Annotated in this window: 11 protein-coding genes; all 11 read left to right on the top strand. The window is 48.0% G+C overall.

What is annotated here, in order from left to right; genetic code table 11:
- The first annotated feature begins 34 nt into the window (after positions 1 to 34).
- The 11 genes from WDY75_RS17940 (at position 35) to WDY75_RS17890 (ending at position 16,145) form a co-directional block, all read left to right on the top strand.
- Entirely contained in the window at positions 35 to 1,738 is a 1,704-nt protein-coding gene (locus WDY75_RS17940; RefSeq protein ID WP_006209965.1) for a molecular chaperone HscC, read from the top strand.
- A complete protein-coding gene (locus tag WDY75_RS17935) occupies positions 1,738 to 4,335 on the top strand; it encodes a tetratricopeptide repeat protein (RefSeq protein WP_063479375.1) in 2,598 nt (865 codons plus the stop codon). The genes WDY75_RS17940 and WDY75_RS17935 overlap by 1 nt, the downstream gene beginning before the upstream one ends.
- Positions 4,332 to 5,012, top strand: coding sequence for a DUF1266 domain-containing protein (locus WDY75_RS17930; protein WP_006209968.1), 681 nt, complete (start codon positions 4,332 to 4,334; stop codon positions 5,010 to 5,012). Before WDY75_RS17935 ends, WDY75_RS17930 begins: the two co-directional genes overlap by 4 nt.
- A 263-nt stretch (positions 5,013 to 5,275) precedes the next feature.
- Complete coding sequence (metE, locus tag WDY75_RS17925) at positions 5,276 to 7,564, top strand: 5-methyltetrahydropteroyltriglutamate--homocysteine S-methyltransferase (protein WP_063479376.1); 2,289 nt, start codon at positions 5,276 to 5,278, stop codon at positions 7,562 to 7,564.
- Between the two features lie 339 nt (positions 7,565 to 7,903).
- Complete coding sequence (locus WDY75_RS17920; protein WP_063479377.1) at positions 7,904 to 9,340, top strand: N-acetylmuramoyl-L-alanine amidase; 1,437 nt, start codon at positions 7,904 to 7,906, stop codon at positions 9,338 to 9,340.
- A 96-nt stretch (positions 9,341 to 9,436) separates the two neighbouring features.
- On the top strand, positions 9,437 to 10,135 hold the full coding sequence (locus WDY75_RS17915; RefSeq protein ID WP_036642760.1) for a response regulator transcription factor: 699 nt from the start codon (positions 9,437 to 9,439) through the stop codon (positions 10,133 to 10,135).
- Positions 10,136 to 10,138: 3 nt separating this feature from the next.
- Positions 10,139 to 11,593, top strand: coding sequence for a sensor histidine kinase (locus WDY75_RS17910; protein WP_063479378.1), 1,455 nt, complete (start codon positions 10,139 to 10,141; stop codon positions 11,591 to 11,593).
- On the top strand, positions 11,590 to 12,732 hold the full coding sequence (locus tag WDY75_RS17905) for a hypothetical protein (RefSeq protein ID WP_063479379.1): 1,143 nt from the start codon (positions 11,590 to 11,592) through the stop codon (positions 12,730 to 12,732). The genes WDY75_RS17910 and WDY75_RS17905 overlap by 4 nt, the downstream gene beginning before the upstream one ends.
- A gap of 253 nt (positions 12,733 to 12,985) precedes the next feature.
- Positions 12,986 to 14,377 carry an ABC transporter substrate-binding protein gene (locus WDY75_RS17900; RefSeq protein ID WP_063479380.1) on the top strand — a complete coding sequence of 464 codons (1,392 nt, stop codon included), beginning with the start codon at positions 12,986 to 12,988 and terminating at the stop codon, positions 14,375 to 14,377.
- Entirely contained in the window at positions 14,370 to 15,251 is an 882-nt protein-coding gene (locus tag WDY75_RS17895) for a carbohydrate ABC transporter permease (protein WP_063479381.1), read from the top strand. The genes WDY75_RS17900 and WDY75_RS17895 overlap by 8 nt, the downstream gene beginning before the upstream one ends.
- Before the next feature lie 15 nt (positions 15,252 to 15,266).
- Positions 15,267 to 16,145: a carbohydrate ABC transporter permease gene (locus WDY75_RS17890; protein WP_036642752.1), complete on the top strand. Its 879-nt coding sequence runs from the start codon at positions 15,267 to 15,269 to the stop codon at positions 16,143 to 16,145.
- Positions 16,146 to 16,158 lie beyond the last annotated feature (13 nt).

Genomic DNA, 16,158 nt, shown 5'->3' with positions numbered 1-16,158 from the left:
CGCTAATGCAGTTCATCGTGGGAGGTACAACATATTGACGATTATTGGAATTGATTTGGGTACAACGAACAGTGTGGTAGCAGTTTATTCTCCGGAAGGTGCCAAAATCTTACCGAACGCACTCGGGCAGCATTTGACCCCCTCCGTAATCAGCGTGGACGAAGATGGACAAATTCTCGTCGGGGAAGCGGCACAGCAGCGAATGATAACCCATCCGCAATTGACTGCCTCGGTGTTCAAGCGGTATATGGGAACAAATAAAACGTTTCTCTTGGGCGAACACCAATTTAGTCCGGAGGATTTGTCATCTTTTGTATTGCGTGCCTTGAAGGAGGATGCAGAGGCGTATCTTGGAACGCCCGTTACGGAAGCCGTTATCAGTGTACCCGCTTATTTTAACGATGCACAGCGCAAAGCGACGAAGCGAGCGGGCCAGTTAGCGGGATTGAAAGTCGAGCGTCTCATTAATGAGCCTACAGCTGCAGCTGTTGCTTATGGCCTCCATTTAGAAGAACCGAGCACACGATTTCTTGTCTTTGACCTGGGTGGAGGGACTTTCGACGTATCGATACTGGAGCGATTCGAAGACCTGATGGAAGTTCAGGCGGTAGCAGGCGATAATTTTCTTGGCGGGGAAGATTTCACGGAACTGCTGATGCAAGAATTCATGATCCGGCAAAAGGAAGGCATGCTTGACCTGGAGGATCCCAAGCTGGCAAACCTGATCCGAAAACAGGCGGAAAAGGCCAAGCATTCCTTATCCAGGGGAAAAGCTGCGGATATGGAAATTGTGAGCAATGAGGAGCTTCTGCGATGCACGATTACTGCGGAGCGATTTGAGCTTTTGGCTAAACCTTTATTAGCCCGTCTTCGTCAGCCGATGGAACGAGCGATAAGAGATGCCGCAATACGTCCCTCTGATTTGGATGCGATTATTTTGGTGGGTGGAGCGACTCGCATGCCTATCATTACTGGATTTGCTGCCAGACTGTTTGGCAGACTGCCATCGGCTCATATCGATCCAGACGAGACAGTGGCTCTTGGTGCAGCCATCCAGGCTGGAATGAAGGCAAGAGATGCCGCTTTACATGATATCGTATTAACCGATGTGTGTCCCTATACATTAGGCATAGGCGTTTCAGTAGAGAATGCCTCCGGGTATTTTGAATCGGGTCATTTCAGTCCAATCATAGATCGTAATACGGTTGTGCCCGTCAGCAGAACAGAGAGCTATAGCACGATCCGTGAGAGTCAGAAAGATATGAGCATTGTTGTATATCAAGGGGAAAGCCGGCTAACGCAAAACAATATCAGACTAGGTGAATTTTCGGTCAAACTTCCAGCTTCGCCTAAAGGGGAAGAGGTGGTCGAGGTACGTTTTACATATGATATCAACGGCATTTTAGAAGTGGAAGCCACCGTGGTAAGTACCGGAGAACAATCCCGAATTGTGATTGAGGAGAATCCTGGCCAGTTCTCCAAGGAGCAGATTGAGCAGCGATTTAAAGAGCTTTCGGACATTAAAATCCACCCTAGAGACCGAATGGAGAACAGGCTTCTGCTAGCACGCGGGGAACGGCTTTATGAAGAATCGCTCGGATCATCACGTGAACAGATTGCCTCCGTGCTTCGCCAATTCGAGGATATTCTCCGCCGTCAGAACGACAGGGAGATTCGTAAAGCAGCGGAGCATTGCAAGGTCTGGTTGGACGAACTCGAAAGGATGACGGATTTCTAATGACAGATATATGGAGTTTTCTTGGCATCCAGCCTACTGAGGATGCGGTACTTATTAAACGCGCTTATATGGCCCGGCTTAAATTTCATCATCCCGAAGAGGACCCTGAAGGCTTTCAGAAGCTTCGAACAGCCTATGATGCCGCTTTAAAAGAAGCTAAGGACATACAAAGACAAACTCAAGCACCTTCGGCAGTAAACGCAGACACAGATCATCCAGGAGTGTTTGATGATTGGACGGAGGACTCGGTTCATGAGCGGGATTTACCCGATATACAAGAGCAGAATTCCTCTAACAGCCTGCCGGCTGCTTTAGCTAACGAGTTTTTACTTCAAGCTGTCGATCTGTATGATGACATTCAAACGCGAGTGGACGAGGATCGCTGGATTACCCTGCTGGAGGATGAGAAATTCTCGGGCTTCGAAACCAGACAGCGGCTTCAATTCGAGGTATTGCGGCTGTTTGCGGATAGAGCTTGGGCTCCGGGTCCGGTCTGGAGATTGCTGGATGAGACATTCGCGTGGAGCAGCATGGAAATAGAGATGCAGGAGCTGTTTCCCAAGACATATGTGGATTATGTGATGATGCAGCTTGAAGGCTTCTGGGATCTTCGCTATGACTATGTAACAGACAGCATGACCCCGCTGGATGAACTGGAGCAATTTCTGGCTGCCCGATCAAATGCACAGATTTGCTTAGTCCAAGGGAATGTGGAAGGTGCGGAGCACTGGCTTCGGGAAGCCGCTCAGATCATGCCGGAAGAACCTGATCTCAATCGGATGATTGGGGAGCTTTGCTTGCAGTACAGCAATTGGGAGGAAGCCTTCCAAGCCTTCAAGAGGATGGAAGCTTCCGGGAATGCGGAAGTCCATCACAACAGCGACCTGGCTTACTGTATGCTTCAATTAGGAATGCTGGAAGATGCCTATTCCATGTACCAAAAAGTTCTTGTGCATACCCCGGATCATGCCCAGGCTTTGACCGGGGCAGCTCAATGTCTTGAGCAGCTGGGGCGGATCAAGGAGTCAAGAGAGTTATACCTTCGAATCAAGCAGCTATGTCCCTGGGACCTGCATGCTCACACTCAGATAGACACGCTGAATCAGCGACTTGAGCAGCAAATGAAGATGCGCTTGGAGGTTGAAGGTCGACCGGATCAAATGAAAACGTTGGATGAATTGGCCGGTCTGTATATGGAGCAGCAGCAGTATGATCAGGCTGTCGGCGTATGGCTTCAGCTCGTGCAGCTCGGCGAGCTTACAGCTAGGCAGAACTATCAACTCGGCTATTCGCTGCATCAAGAGGAACAATACGAGGAAGCAACCCGATACTACGCTGCTGCCGGCAACGCAGAGAATAAGGACGAAGCGTTTCTGTTGGAATTACGCTGCCAAACAGGGATAAACGCGTACCAGCAGTCGGATTATCCCGCTGCTATTCAGCAGTTTGAACTGGTGCTGGCACTGGATCCCGGTCATCTGTTATCGCTTCGCTACTTGGCAGTCATGTCAAAAGAAGCTCAGCGGTTTGAAGAAGCGGTTCTTTATTATAAAAAAGCTCTGGACATCGAAGACCTTTGGTTTCTTCATGCAGATCTGGGCAGCTGCTATTATCATCTGGATCAGTATGAGGAAAGTGTGTTTCATTTCGGAAAGGCCAAGCTGGATGATGACAAGGGACAAGAACACTATTTCGAATACGGATCTGCGCTTCGTCTGAACGGCCAGTATCGGGAAGCCGTTCAAATATTCGATGCGGATATAGAGCGGAATAACCATCCCTATGCATATTACAACAGGGCGTTTGCGAGATTCATGCTGAAAGAATTCGAGCTTTGCCGCGCCGATCTGCGGATATTTATGGAGCTTGTTCCTGGTGATTCGCAATTTGATGCCAACTTAATCAGCGGAATCAGCAGCTTTTACCTGAAGGATTGGAATGCTGCGGTCTCTTTTTTTAATGAAATGCTTAAGTATCTGCCATCGGATATGGACAGGGCCCAATACATCAAGCTTTTTGCAGCCGCTCTGCTGGCAGCTCGCAGATTTAAGGAGGTCATCCAGCCATTGGAAGAAGTGCTGCGTCTGGATGATCAGAACGAATGGGCGATGCTGCATACTGTAAGGGTTCATGCCGAATTGCAGAATTGGGACAAGATTGAAGGTAATCTGGAAACGTATTTTGAGACTTTTGATCTGCAATCCCGAAATCCCTATATCTGGTTTTACGGCGGAGTCTTTTTGTACTATGTCAATAACTATAAGGAAGCAGCGAAGTTTTTTAAACTGGCTTACCAAGGGGGACTCCGCGGAGACACCTGCAGCTATTACAGTCTGGTTCTTTATCAGCTCGGGGAATCGCATGATGCCCTTTCGATGGCTCGCGAAGCGCTTCAGGATCGTCCGGGGCATGGGGAGTACGAGGAGCGTTTGAAGCAAATGGAGGAGCAAATGAATAAACGCAAAAATCTGTTCGCAAGGTTAGGTCTTCTTCCAACGGCAGCAAATAAACCGGTCGTGCAGAATTTGGATTACCCGGATATTCTGGGAGATCCGCAGCTTCAGAATGAATATCCGGGAGTCGTGATAAAACAATGAGCAGTCATTTAAGTAAAAGCCAGCTTTGGGCGCTAGCGCTGGGAGACGTTCTGCTTCATAACAACAGGGTCCATTTTACATGCCAATATGATCTGGCGCGAAGCGGAGCCGAAGGGGATCGGATTAATCAAGAGGTATTGGTCGACGCATGGGACATAAGGGACGAAAGCTCGGCTTGGCGCGTGTTGAATTGGCTCACGGTAGAGGGTGGGCATCGCGTGAAATTTGATCGTCTCCGTAGTGGTTTGCCACTCATGACGCCACAGCAGCAGAACCGTTATATTTCATCCATACAAGATGAATTCAGTGCAGTCGAATTACTCATCATTCAACGTTATCACAGATACCTGCCAACTGCCGGCATTCTGGCCTGGGATTTGGGACGAGCCGCTTTTATTTGTCATTTATGCATGACGTTTGGTCATATTCAGCAGGAAGAAGCTTGGCATTATCTGATGCAAAACGCACAATTGATTCAGCAATCGTACGCGAGCTGGGAGGAATATGGTATGGCTTATATCATCGGCCGCCAGTTCTGGGCCAAAGAGCTTGAGGATGAGGTAACAGCGGGACATATTCGTCATATCCGCCATTCGCTTAATCAGTCAGACAGTCCTTGGAGGATACTGTCATGGAATATGGAGCTGGAGTTTCAAGCTGCTAAAATAGGCCACTAACCGATTCAGAGGGTCAAGTTATATATGTTTACAAGAGCTTGGCTTATCGCCAAGCTCTTTGCATTGGATAACAAAAAATATAAGAACGAAGGCGAATCTGAACCGGGGCCTCTAGACTCTGTCCATGATTCCCATGAGCTAAACCCGCAAAACACACTTGTTATAGCCTTAAGCTATAACTGGATATAGCTTATTCGAGTTACACTATACCGATCAATACATGATATCTTCTTTGTAACAATTTGTATGGGAGTGTTACATAGATGACAAGAAGCAGCGTTTTGGGGTATCCACGAATTGGTGCGGATCGTGAATGGAAGAAAGCGTTAGAAGCGTTCTGGGCGGGGAAGCTTGAAGAATCGGAGTTCCACCAGCAGCTGCAGGAGATTCGACTGAATCATTTACGCAAGCAGCAGGAGAAGGGAATTGATCTCATTGCGGTCAATGACTTCAGTTATTACGATCATGTACTGGATACGGCAACAATGTTTGGCATTATCCCGAAGCGTTTTCCCTATGAGGGTGGCGAGGTGCCTTTGTCCGTTTATTATGGCATTGCACGCGGAACCAAGGATGCTACGGCAAGTGAAATGACCAAGTGGTTTAACACCAATTATCATTATATCGTGCCTGAATTGGATGGAGCGACGCCGGTTCTTACGGAGAACAGACCGCTTGCTGCCTATAAAGAGGCGAAGGAAAAGCTCGGGATTGAAGGCAAGCCGGTAATTGTTGGCCCGTTAACCTTCCTGAAATTGTCGAAGGGATATCAGCCCTCGGAGACGGATGCTTGGCTCAAGAAATTGTTACCCCTTTATGTGCAGATTCTTCAGGAATTGGCACAAGAAGGCGTTCAATGGGTACAGATCGACGAGCCGATTCTTGTCACGAAATTAAGCGATGGCGATCTGCAGCGGTTAAGAACGATCTACGAAACATTTGCAGCCTCGGCTCCTGGCTTGAACATCATGCTGCAAACCTATTTTGAAGCTGTAGAAAACTACCAGGACATCATTCAGCTGCCTGTCAGTGGCATAGGCCTTGACTTTGTGCATGGGCAGACTGGTAATGTCCAAGCCATCAAAGAATCAGGATTTCCTTCGAACAAAGTTCTGGGAGCGGGTGTCATCGATGGACGCGGTATCTGGAAGGCGTCACTGCGCGAGAAACTGACACAATTGGAGGAATTGACCAAATACGTGGCTGCTGAGCGTCTCATCGTTCAATCCTCATGCAGTTTGCTCCATGTACCAGTGACAGTGAACAACGAAACGAAACTTCTTCCCGAACTGAAGGGTGCTCTTGCCTTTGCGGATGAGAAGCTGAATGAACTGGTCCTGTTAACTAAAGCGGTCTCTACAGGCGCAGCCCGGATCGCTGAAGAACTGGAGCAGTCCGAGCTTGCAATTCAGGCGCTTAAGCAATCGGGTGAGCGTAACCGCCATGACGTTCAGCAGGCTGTTGCTGCGGTGAGTGCACAGGAGCCGGCTCGCAGTCTGCCGTTCGCAGAGCGTCACGTCGTCCAGCAGAACAAATGGCAGCTGCCGATTTTTCCGACAACTACCATTGGAAGCTTCCCGCAGTCAGCCGAAGTGCGCAAGGCTCGCCAGCAGTGGCGCAAGGGCGAGTGGAATAATGAACAGTACGAGGGCTTTATTCAGGAGCAGATCGATATTTGGATCAAGCTGCAGGAAGAGATCGGTCTGGACGTGCTTGTGCACGGTGAATTTGAACGCACGGACATGGTTGAATTCTTCGGTGAGAAGCTTGAGGGCTTTGCCTTCACACAGTATGGATGGGTTCAATCCTATGGCTCCCGCTGCGTAAAACCACCTGTTATCTTCGGCGATGTTGCCTTCGAGAAAGCGATGACCGTTGAGGAAACGAAGTATGCACAGTCCAAGACCAACCGTCCTGTTAAAGGGATGCTGACCGGACCGATTACGATCATGAACTGGTCGTTCGTCCGTGAAGATATCACTCGCGAACAGATTGCATATCAACTGGCTTATGCCCTAAGACAAGAGGTCGAGGCGCTGGAGCAAGCAGGCATCGGAATGATTCAGGTGGATGAGCCTGCGGTGCGCGAAGGACTTCCGCTTAAGGAAGAAGATCAGGCGGAGTATCTGGCATGGGCTGTTAAAGCCTTCCGCATGACCACTTGCACGGTTCAGCCAACGACGCAAATTCATACGCATATGTGTTATTGCGAGTTCCATGACATGATTGATTCGATTGAATCCATGGATGCCGATGTGATCTCCATCGAGACTTCGCGCAGCCATGGCGAACTGATCCATAGCTTTGAAGTCAACACCTACAAGCTGGGAATTGGACTCGGTGTATACGATATCCACAGTCCACGGGTACCGCGAGTCGAAGAGATGACAAGTATGATTGATCGCGCATTGCGTGTGCTGGATCCGAAGCTGTTCTGGATTAATCCGGACTGCGGTCTCAAGACACGCGGTAAGGAAGAGACAGTGGAATCCTTGCGCAACATGGTTCAAGCGACAGAAATCGCTCGCTCGGCTTATTCATTGAACGTATAATAGTAGAAATGTAGAAACATTCCTGCGATAGCGCAGGAGATATTCGTATAGTTGCGATAGAAGCAGGCTGCCACGGCAGCCTGCTTTTTTTTGTTGTGTCGGAACGGGCGGACTTTAGATGGGATGAAAGGAAACCCAGCCGGACGGCGGAACGATAGATTTGTTTTGGATTTACATCAAGCAGCGCTTTGACACAAGTTGTTGACATCTCGGTAAAATCATTGTCACATCCAGCGATTATATTCTTCTTATGGAACAAGTCTAGCAAATAAAAAGAGAGGTGTTTCCTGCCATAGTTCCATTAACAAAATATGAACCGATCACCCAGAAGGAGGAGCCATGATCCATCACAAGAAACGTAAAAAACCAGCGAAAGTCTTCTATATTATACTTATCGGAATCATCTTCTGCCTAGGATTCAAATTGGCATGGCACACCGGCTCAGCTACGGTGAAGTTAATACCGGCATCATCAGCTAAACATGGAGAGACCTATAAGACTCTTCCTGATTCACCTAACAATAATCAGACGTATCGAATCGCTATCGATCCTGGTCATGGGGGTAAAGATCCCGGTGCTACCGGTGTAAGCGGCGCATATGAGAAGGAATTCAACCTATCCCTTGCCGGGCGGGTGTTTGATATTCTGGAAGAAGACCCCTTGTTTGAGCCATTTATGACACGTATAGATGATCAATTTGTAGAATTGGAAGACCGGGCAGCTATCGCGAATGATTGGAATGCGGATGTTATGATTTCAATCCATGGCAACACGTATACAGATCCCACAACTTCGGGAACGGAAACCCTATATCGGCACGAGGACAGCATTCCGTTGGCTCAAACCCTTCAGAAGCAGGTAGTGAAGGGGCTTGGACTCCGGGATCGCGGCATAAAAGAGGAACAATTAAAAGTGCTCGCTACCCCCAAGATGCCGGCAGTACTTGTGGAAGTTGGATATCTCACCAATGCGGACGACGAACATTTGCTCCTGAGCAATGAAGGGCTGGAGCGAGCCGCTCAATCTATTGTAGACGGACTCCGAGACTATTTTATGGGAGAGCAGGGACACTCGGCTGGTCAGCAAACAGATGGCAGCCCACACGAGATAAGCTCATCCGGCACGAATCAGAATCAGAATCAGTCGATGGAGAAGAAGGTGTATTTTAACGGATCGGCAAAAGACGGTAAGCAGGTCGCATTAACGTTCGATGATGGTCCGGATGCCATCGTTACGCCGCAGATTTTGGATATATTGAGAGAGAACGATATTAAAGCTACTTTCTTTATTCTGGGAGATCGGGCTGCGTCCCATCCTGAGACCGTGCGGCGGATTGTGGAGGAAGGTCATGCCATAGGGAATCATTCCTGGTCCCATCCCAACTTCAAGGAGATAACCATGGAAGAAGCGATGAAGCAAATCAATGATACGCAGGACAAGCTGAATGATATTATAGGCTACCGCCCCTCCTTGTTTAGACCTCCGTATGGCGCTTTGGATGAGGAAAAAGTAGAGGCCATACAAAGTTTGGATTTAGCCATCGTGAACTGGTCCGTGGACACGATGGACTGGTCAGGCTTGCCTGCCCAGGGGATCATGCAGCGAATACACACGCAGTTAAAGCCGGGAGGCATTATCCTGCAGCATACGGCTAATGGTAAGAATCATCTTGCCAACACAATCGAAGCCCTTAAACAGTTGATTCCTGATTTGAAGGACCAAGGTTATTCATTTGTCACTGTACCAGAGCTGCTGCATTTACCGGATACACAGTAGACTCACCACGCTTGCAGCTTATCTAATTTATCATTTGCAGAAGGTATATGCTAAAATCGATTCATTAACAGGTTAAGGATTAAGAATGGAGACCTCATGAAAAAAACGAAAATTCTCATTATCGAAGACGAGGGACCGATCGCCGATTTGCTTGCGTATGGGCTGGCTATGGAGGGGTTCGAGACCCGAACGGCAGCCAGCGGAGCCGCAGGTTTTAGGGAACTGGAGGATTTCAGCCCTGACCTGCTCTTGCTGGATTGGATGCTGCCGGATCAAAGCGGACTCGATATTTGCAAAAAAGTAACCGCAGATTACAACATCCCCATATTCATGATTACGGCTAAATCGGATATTACGGATAAAGTGCTTGGGCTTGAGTTTGGTGCGGATGATTATATCACGAAGCCTTTTGATTTGCGGGAGGTCGTTGCGCGAATTCGCACCATCCTTAGGCGGCTGGATCAGGCGAACCATGTTGAGAGAGAAGAGGCACAAGAGGTTGTTATCCGGTTTAAATGCATCGAGATCGTAATGGAGGAGCGTCTGGTCAAGAAAGACGGCAGTTTGATTGATCTCACACCGAAGGAATTCGATCTGCTCATGACCCTGTATCGCCACCGAGGAAAGATTTATACGCGCTCGGAGCTGCTTGATTTGGTCTGGGGTTATGATTTTATGGGGGATACGCGGACGGTGGATACTCATATTCAAAGGCTCCGCAAAAAGCTGGATGCCAGCGATCTCATCACAACCGTATTCGGCATCGGGTACAAATTCGAGAAAGTGGCGGAATAAGGGATGCTTCGGACCATCAGAGCCAAATTTATCGTTGGTTTTTTTCTGATCTTCAGCCTTTCTTTCCTTGTGCTCAATCAGACCGTTAAAGAAGTCATACGGACCAGCAATCAGAAGATTGTAACATCCGATCTGGTCGGGCTTAAAAACAACAGTAATGTCTATGTACGGCAAGCTTTCCTCATCAACCATTTCACAAACAACACACTTTATTTCGGGCAGATGGCCGAGGAAATGGTGAAAGACTTGAACCACGCCACTTCAAGTCATGTCAGTGCATATACCGTTGATGGCACGTTATTGTTCTCATCGGACGAGAAGGAATTCATCGGACAATCGAATGAGGATCTCCAGCAAGCCATTGAGGGTAAAACGGCTTATACCATCACGTACGGCCGCGACAGCGGAAGTGTTCTTTATTCCTATCCAGTAATTATTGATGGGGTTAAGGTGGGCATTTTGCGCTTTACTAAAGATTTCACCCTCCTCTACGAACAAAGCGGACGCATCATGGATATCATTTTTTACATCGCGCTCGCCATATTCACTGCTGCATTTCTATTCTCCTACATGCTCTCCAGGCATATCACAATTCCGTTGGTGAAGTTAACGCGGGCTTCTACAGATGTTAAGAACGGCAATCTGGATGTCCGAATCCAGTTCCAGCGAAGAGATGAAATTGGCGAACTGGCGTTGAATTTTAATGACATGATAGACCGGATCGGCAGTCAAATTTCCACAATTGAACGAGATCGGGACCGACTGAAGAGTCTGAACGAACAGGAGAAGCGTTTTTTTGACAATGTGACACATGAACTCAAAACACCGCTGACCTCCATTCTTGGTTATGCCGAGATCATCAGGGAAAAGGGGGACGACGACAGAGAGTTCTTTGATAAAGGAATGACGCACATTGTCGAAGAGAGTCGCCGACTGCACAGCATGGTGCTGAAGCTGCTTGAGGTGTCCCAGCACAACGCTCATGATGGCGACCTGGAACTTGTAGATACGGGGGAAATACTCCGCGATGTGATTGACTCGATGTCATTCCGAGCCAAGCGTTACAAGAAGAGCATTACCTGTGAGACGGAAGAAGAGCTGTTTGTGCTTGGTCAGCCGGACAGGCTGCGCCAGCTCTTTATCAATCTTCTGGACAATGCAATCAAATACAGCGCATCTCATTCCGAAATCTCTGTCAAGGCCAAGCATATCAACGGGGGCGTTCACTTCCTATTCGATAACCCGGGAGAACCCATCCCCCCGGACCAGCTTGCGAATTTGTTTCAGCCGTTTTTCTCGGGGCCACAAAGTTCCAAGGAAGAAGGGAGCGTCGGTCTGGGACTCAGCATCGTTAAATCCATCGTTGATGACCACAAGGGAACCATACGCATTGTCAGTGAGAAGTCCCATACCGTCGTCTATGTGGAAATTCCTTATGTAAGGGTGGAGAGATCATGATGACATACAATCGAACTGGGTTATGGTGTGTGACTCTCGCCATCCTGCTCTTGACCGGCTGTGCGAATGGACCGAGATCGGAGACCATCATTATACCGAGCAAGGAAGAGAATCATACGCTGGACGAAGAGAGGCGGCCATTTCAGGTGAAGACGATATACCGTCTTCCCGATTCCATCACAGATCAAGGCGAACTGCTCGGCTGGGCAACACCGGAGTCTGTGATCGGTCTCTTTGAGGAGGCTAGTCGGTCAGAGGGATTAAGTCTGCAGTTTCAGCGTCTCTCCGCCCCGTATGAAAGTGTCGAAACGCTTCAAGCCGTGGGCAACAATGCGATGTATCACCATTTATCTCCGGATGGCAAGACCATTTCAGGGGTAGCCAAATCAGCTGAAGGTGCTTCGTTGAAGTTGATTACGTATCCGAGTGGCGAAGAAGAGATGGTGGAAGCTACGACGGATTCTACGCAGCAGCTATTGTTTGAACAACCCACCTGGTCTGCTAATAGCCAATACGTGAGTTATCTCGTCATGGAAGAAGGCAGAAGGCTGGCGAGCATCGGCGTTTATGATACACAAGCCGAGAAGGCCAAGGTTTATCGATTGAAAGGGTTTGACATGGCAGGGATTCCGATTAAAGCCAAGATTTCGGATGATGGCCGGATGATGCTCATTGTGCTGGATCAGTCCAGCAATGGGCGCATCGTTGCGATGGGGACAATCAATGGAAGCGTGATTGAGTTTCAGTATGAGCATGAAATAGGAAGTGATCAGATCGACTGGCTGAATCATGACCAATTTGTATTCCAGGGAATGGAAGGAACGCTGTACGAATATGATCGCAGAAATCAGGAGCTGTCCATCCTGTTAGAGAGAGTAGACAGTTTCGAGTTCTCCCAGGATCGCAAGTATATTGCCTATTCCCTGAACGGAAAGGATACGCTTTATGCAGGCAAGCTTCAGGGTAAAAACATCCTGCACGCTGAACCCATTTATCATGGGATCATCCCGTCGGACATGTACTGGAGTCCAGACCATAACCGTCTTCTTGTGAATGGCCGGAAGACCTATGTGAAACCACGAGTGGTCAAGGAGGCAAAACCTATGGATCTTCGTCCTTTTATAATAGAATTCGAGTAAGGCAAAGACGGATAGGAATGTAATAGCATCTTCTCCATGCTGCGGAAGACCGAACGATATCGTTCGGTTTTTCGCTTTTTTTCGTTGACAAATTGTTTACAAGTAGATGAAGTTTTGGCGACATGATCGTCCTATATTGATAGGAGTCCGAAGGATTGGGGATTGGGTATGCCATTTGTGGAGTGGAGGAGCGGTCAGTACCTTAGGACAAAGATGGCTTCGATTTATTAAATGAAGAGGGAGAGTTGAGAAGATGAAACAATTTGGATTATGGTTGACGGTATGCTGCATGATTGTTTTCACATTAGCAGCATGCGGAAACGGCGGTTCAAGCCATGGCGGGACAAGTATCGGAAGTAAAACATCAAAGGAATCGAAAGAGACTGTACCAGGTGCCGGAGAAGAGAAAGATTCCGATACAGGAGGCAAGAAGACCATTGTGTTCTCGACTTTTTTTCCGGATGAACGGTTTCAAGCTGCTAAGAAGAAATATGAGAAACTTCATCCGAATATTGAAATTAAACTGGAATATGTGCAAATCGATGATGCCCATTTGGAAGCTGAGATGGAGAAATATGTAACAGCGACCAATACGGCGATGCTGGCCGGGAAAGGCCCCGATTTAATCCAGATGGATATGCTGCCTACGGACAGTTACGTGAAGAATAAGCTGCTGGCGGATCTTGGTACGATGTTGGATCAAGATCCAACCTTCAAGAAGGAAGAATACTTTATGAATATCCTCGATGCCACCCGGATAGGGGACGGACTTTACAGCATGCCGCTTGCGTATTTTTTAATGGGTTTTGCTGGCGACGAGGAAGCGATAGCCGAATCCGGCATAAAGGTAGACGACAAGACATGGTCATGGGGAGAGTTTACGGAAACCGCGAATCAGCTGGTGGCTGCAAAAACAAACGGTTTTTCAACGGCATTGGTGTATGAGGGCCCTGAATATTTGCTCGCCGATATGGTATTGGATAACTACTCCTTATACATAAACCGGGTTACCGGTGAAGCTCATTTTGAGGACGACGCTTTTACATCGCTTATGGATCAGGTCAAGACGATGTTTGATGACAGGATTGTGAATACAGACTTTCGCAGCAAATCTTATTTTAGAAACATCCAAATCAATTCACCGTGGGACTACCTTGTAACCTTACGGGAATATGGCGAAAACATGAAACTGTTCATCAAACCGCATGCCTCGGATACGCCGGCGGGAGGTTATTTCCGAACCTATCGGGATGTTGCTATCAACGCGAACTCCAAGGTGCAAGCAGAGGCATGGGATTTCATCAAATTCATGATGTCGGAGCCAACACAGACACCACTGGAGGCGGCAGGTTTTCCGATTAACAAAAAAGCATTCACCCAACGGATCAGCCAGTTGAAGGAACAAGGAAAGGTGCAGGCATACAAGGAAGGGCCTCTGCAAGGAGAATTCTTTGAAGTTGACGGAGCTATGCTCGATCGACTGGAGAGCTTTGTTAACGGTGCCATCCACCAAGTGGATTTCAAGTCGGATAAAGTACGCGATATCATCGTTCAGGATGCCGTTGCCTACTTCACCGGTCAGAAATCGGCCGATGATGTTGCCAGTCTTATTCAGAATAAAGTGACTACGTATTTGAATGAATAAGAAAACGGTACGAACGCTGCTGCGGAGCGATGGTTTCAAGGCGATCGGGTTCCTGGCTCCAAGCCTGATCGGCTTCGCGATTTTCTATCTCCTTCCGTTCCTGATGGGCATCTATGAATCCTTTACGGATGGAACGCAAGGCGGTGCTTTTGTTGGACTCGGTAATTATAAGGAGGTAACGGGAAGCCTTTCTTTTCGCAAAGCCTCCATGAATACGCTGCTTTTTACCGGCGTTGGCGTCCCGCTGCTCATCATGTCCTCACTGGTTCTGTCTTTGCTGTTGAATAAGTCCCTGTACTTGCGCAATTGGCTCCGCAGTTCGTTTATCCTGCCCTTGGTTGTACCGGTCGCCTCCATCGTCATGTTCTGGCAAATTTTCTTCGACTGGAATGGGACGCTGAATGCCTGGCTGCATCATTTCCATAAAGAACGGATCGATTGGATGCAATCGGATGGGGCTATGAGCATCATTGTCCTGATGTATGTATGGAAAAATATCGGCTATAACATGATTTTATTCTTGGCAGGACTCCAAGCCATTCCCAAAGATTACTACGAGACGGCGCAAATCGAAGGTGCAGGAAAATTACGTCAATTGTTCCATATTACGCTTATCTATTTGACGCCAACGATGTTTTTCGTTGTTCTTATCTCAATCATCAATTCTTTTAAAGTCTTTCGAGAGATTTATCTGCTTGCAGGTGAATATCCATATGACCGCATCTATATGATGCAGCATTACATGAACAACATGTTCTTCTCTCTGGATATTCAGAAGCTGACAACTGCTGCTACAGTTATGGTTGCTTGCATCGTGATTCTGGTAACAGGGCTGCTTAGCATAGAACGACGATTTCGCAATAATTTGGGTTGAGCGGGGAGGATCATCATGAATAAAATACAGTGGATGTCCAAGCTGCTGCTGACGCTGCTGCTCGGTGGGACAGCCATCCTGATGCTTGTGCCAATCCTGCTTACCTTGACAAACTCCCTGATGACGGAGCAAGAAATCGGGCGGAATTACGACCTGATCGGTCAGATGATTGACGTTGGCCAAGGCGGCAGAGATCGATTCATCAATCTGAAAATCGTTCCGGATTGGATCTCTCTCGGCCAGTATGCCGAAGTACTGATCTTATCTGCGAAGTTTCTAAACATGTTCTGGAATTCTGTCGGCTTGGTGGTACCGATCGTGGTCGGACAGACAATGGTTGGCTCACTTGCCGCATATGCCTTTGCCAGGCTCCGATTTCCTGGCAGGGACAAGCTGTTCATGATCTATCTGATGACGATGCTCATGCCGTTTCAGGTGACTTTGGTTCCGAATTATATGGTTATAGACAAGCTGGGGCTGATGAATCATACTTCTGCTATCATATTGCCGGGCATCTTTGGAGCGTTTGCTGTCTTTATGATGAGGCAATTTATGGCGCATATCCCGGGAGCTTATTCCGAGGCAGCCATGATGGACGGAGCGGGACAATGGGTCATCTTTTGGCGGATCATTCTGCCACTTGCGAGGCCTGGACTGGCAGCGCTGCTGGTTCTATTATTTGTGGATTACTGGAATATGATCGAGCAGCCGCTTATTTTTCTGCAAGATGCTTATAAACAGCCGCTGTCGCTATATCTTGCACAGATTAATAAAGAGGCGCTTGGCATCGGATTTGCGGCATCGGCATTGTACATGGCCCCCGTGATCCTGCTATTCCTGCATGCGGAGTCCTATTTTATTGAAGGCGTTCAATTGTCTGGCATCAAAGGTTAGTTTAAGTGGCAGG

This window comes from Paenibacillus glucanolyticus (assembly GCF_037333485.1).
Taxonomy (GTDB): Bacteria; Bacillota; Bacilli; order Paenibacillales; family Paenibacillaceae; genus Paenibacillus_AQ; species Paenibacillus_AQ glucanolyticus.
This window is presented reverse-complemented; position numbering and strand designations above follow the sequence as displayed.

Coding starts and splice junctions, on each gene's coding strand:
- WDY75_RS17905 (WP_063479379.1), top strand. CDS start 11,590: ATGATGACATACAATCGAACTGGGTTATGGTGTGTGACTCTCGCCATC.
- WDY75_RS17890 (WP_036642752.1), top strand. CDS start 15,267: ATGAATAAAATACAGTGGATGTCCAAGCTGCTGCTGACGCTGCTGCTC.
- WDY75_RS17895 (WP_063479381.1), top strand. CDS start 14,370: ATGAATAAGAAAACGGTACGAACGCTGCTGCGGAGCGATGGTTTCAAG.
- WDY75_RS17915 (WP_036642760.1), top strand. CDS start 9,437: ATGAAAAAAACGAAAATTCTCATTATCGAAGACGAGGGACCGATCGCC.
- WDY75_RS17920 (WP_063479377.1), top strand. CDS start 7,904: ATGATCCATCACAAGAAACGTAAAAAACCAGCGAAAGTCTTCTATATT.
- WDY75_RS17900 (WP_063479380.1), top strand. CDS start 12,986: ATGAAACAATTTGGATTATGGTTGACGGTATGCTGCATGATTGTTTTC.
- WDY75_RS17930 (WP_006209968.1), top strand. CDS start 4,332: ATGAGCAGTCATTTAAGTAAAAGCCAGCTTTGGGCGCTAGCGCTGGGA.
- WDY75_RS17910 (WP_063479378.1), top strand. CDS start 10,139: ATGCTTCGGACCATCAGAGCCAAATTTATCGTTGGTTTTTTTCTGATC.
- metE (WP_063479376.1), top strand. CDS start 5,276: ATGACAAGAAGCAGCGTTTTGGGGTATCCACGAATTGGTGCGGATCGT.
- WDY75_RS17935 (WP_063479375.1), top strand. CDS start 1,738: ATGACAGATATATGGAGTTTTCTTGGCATCCAGCCTACTGAGGATGCG.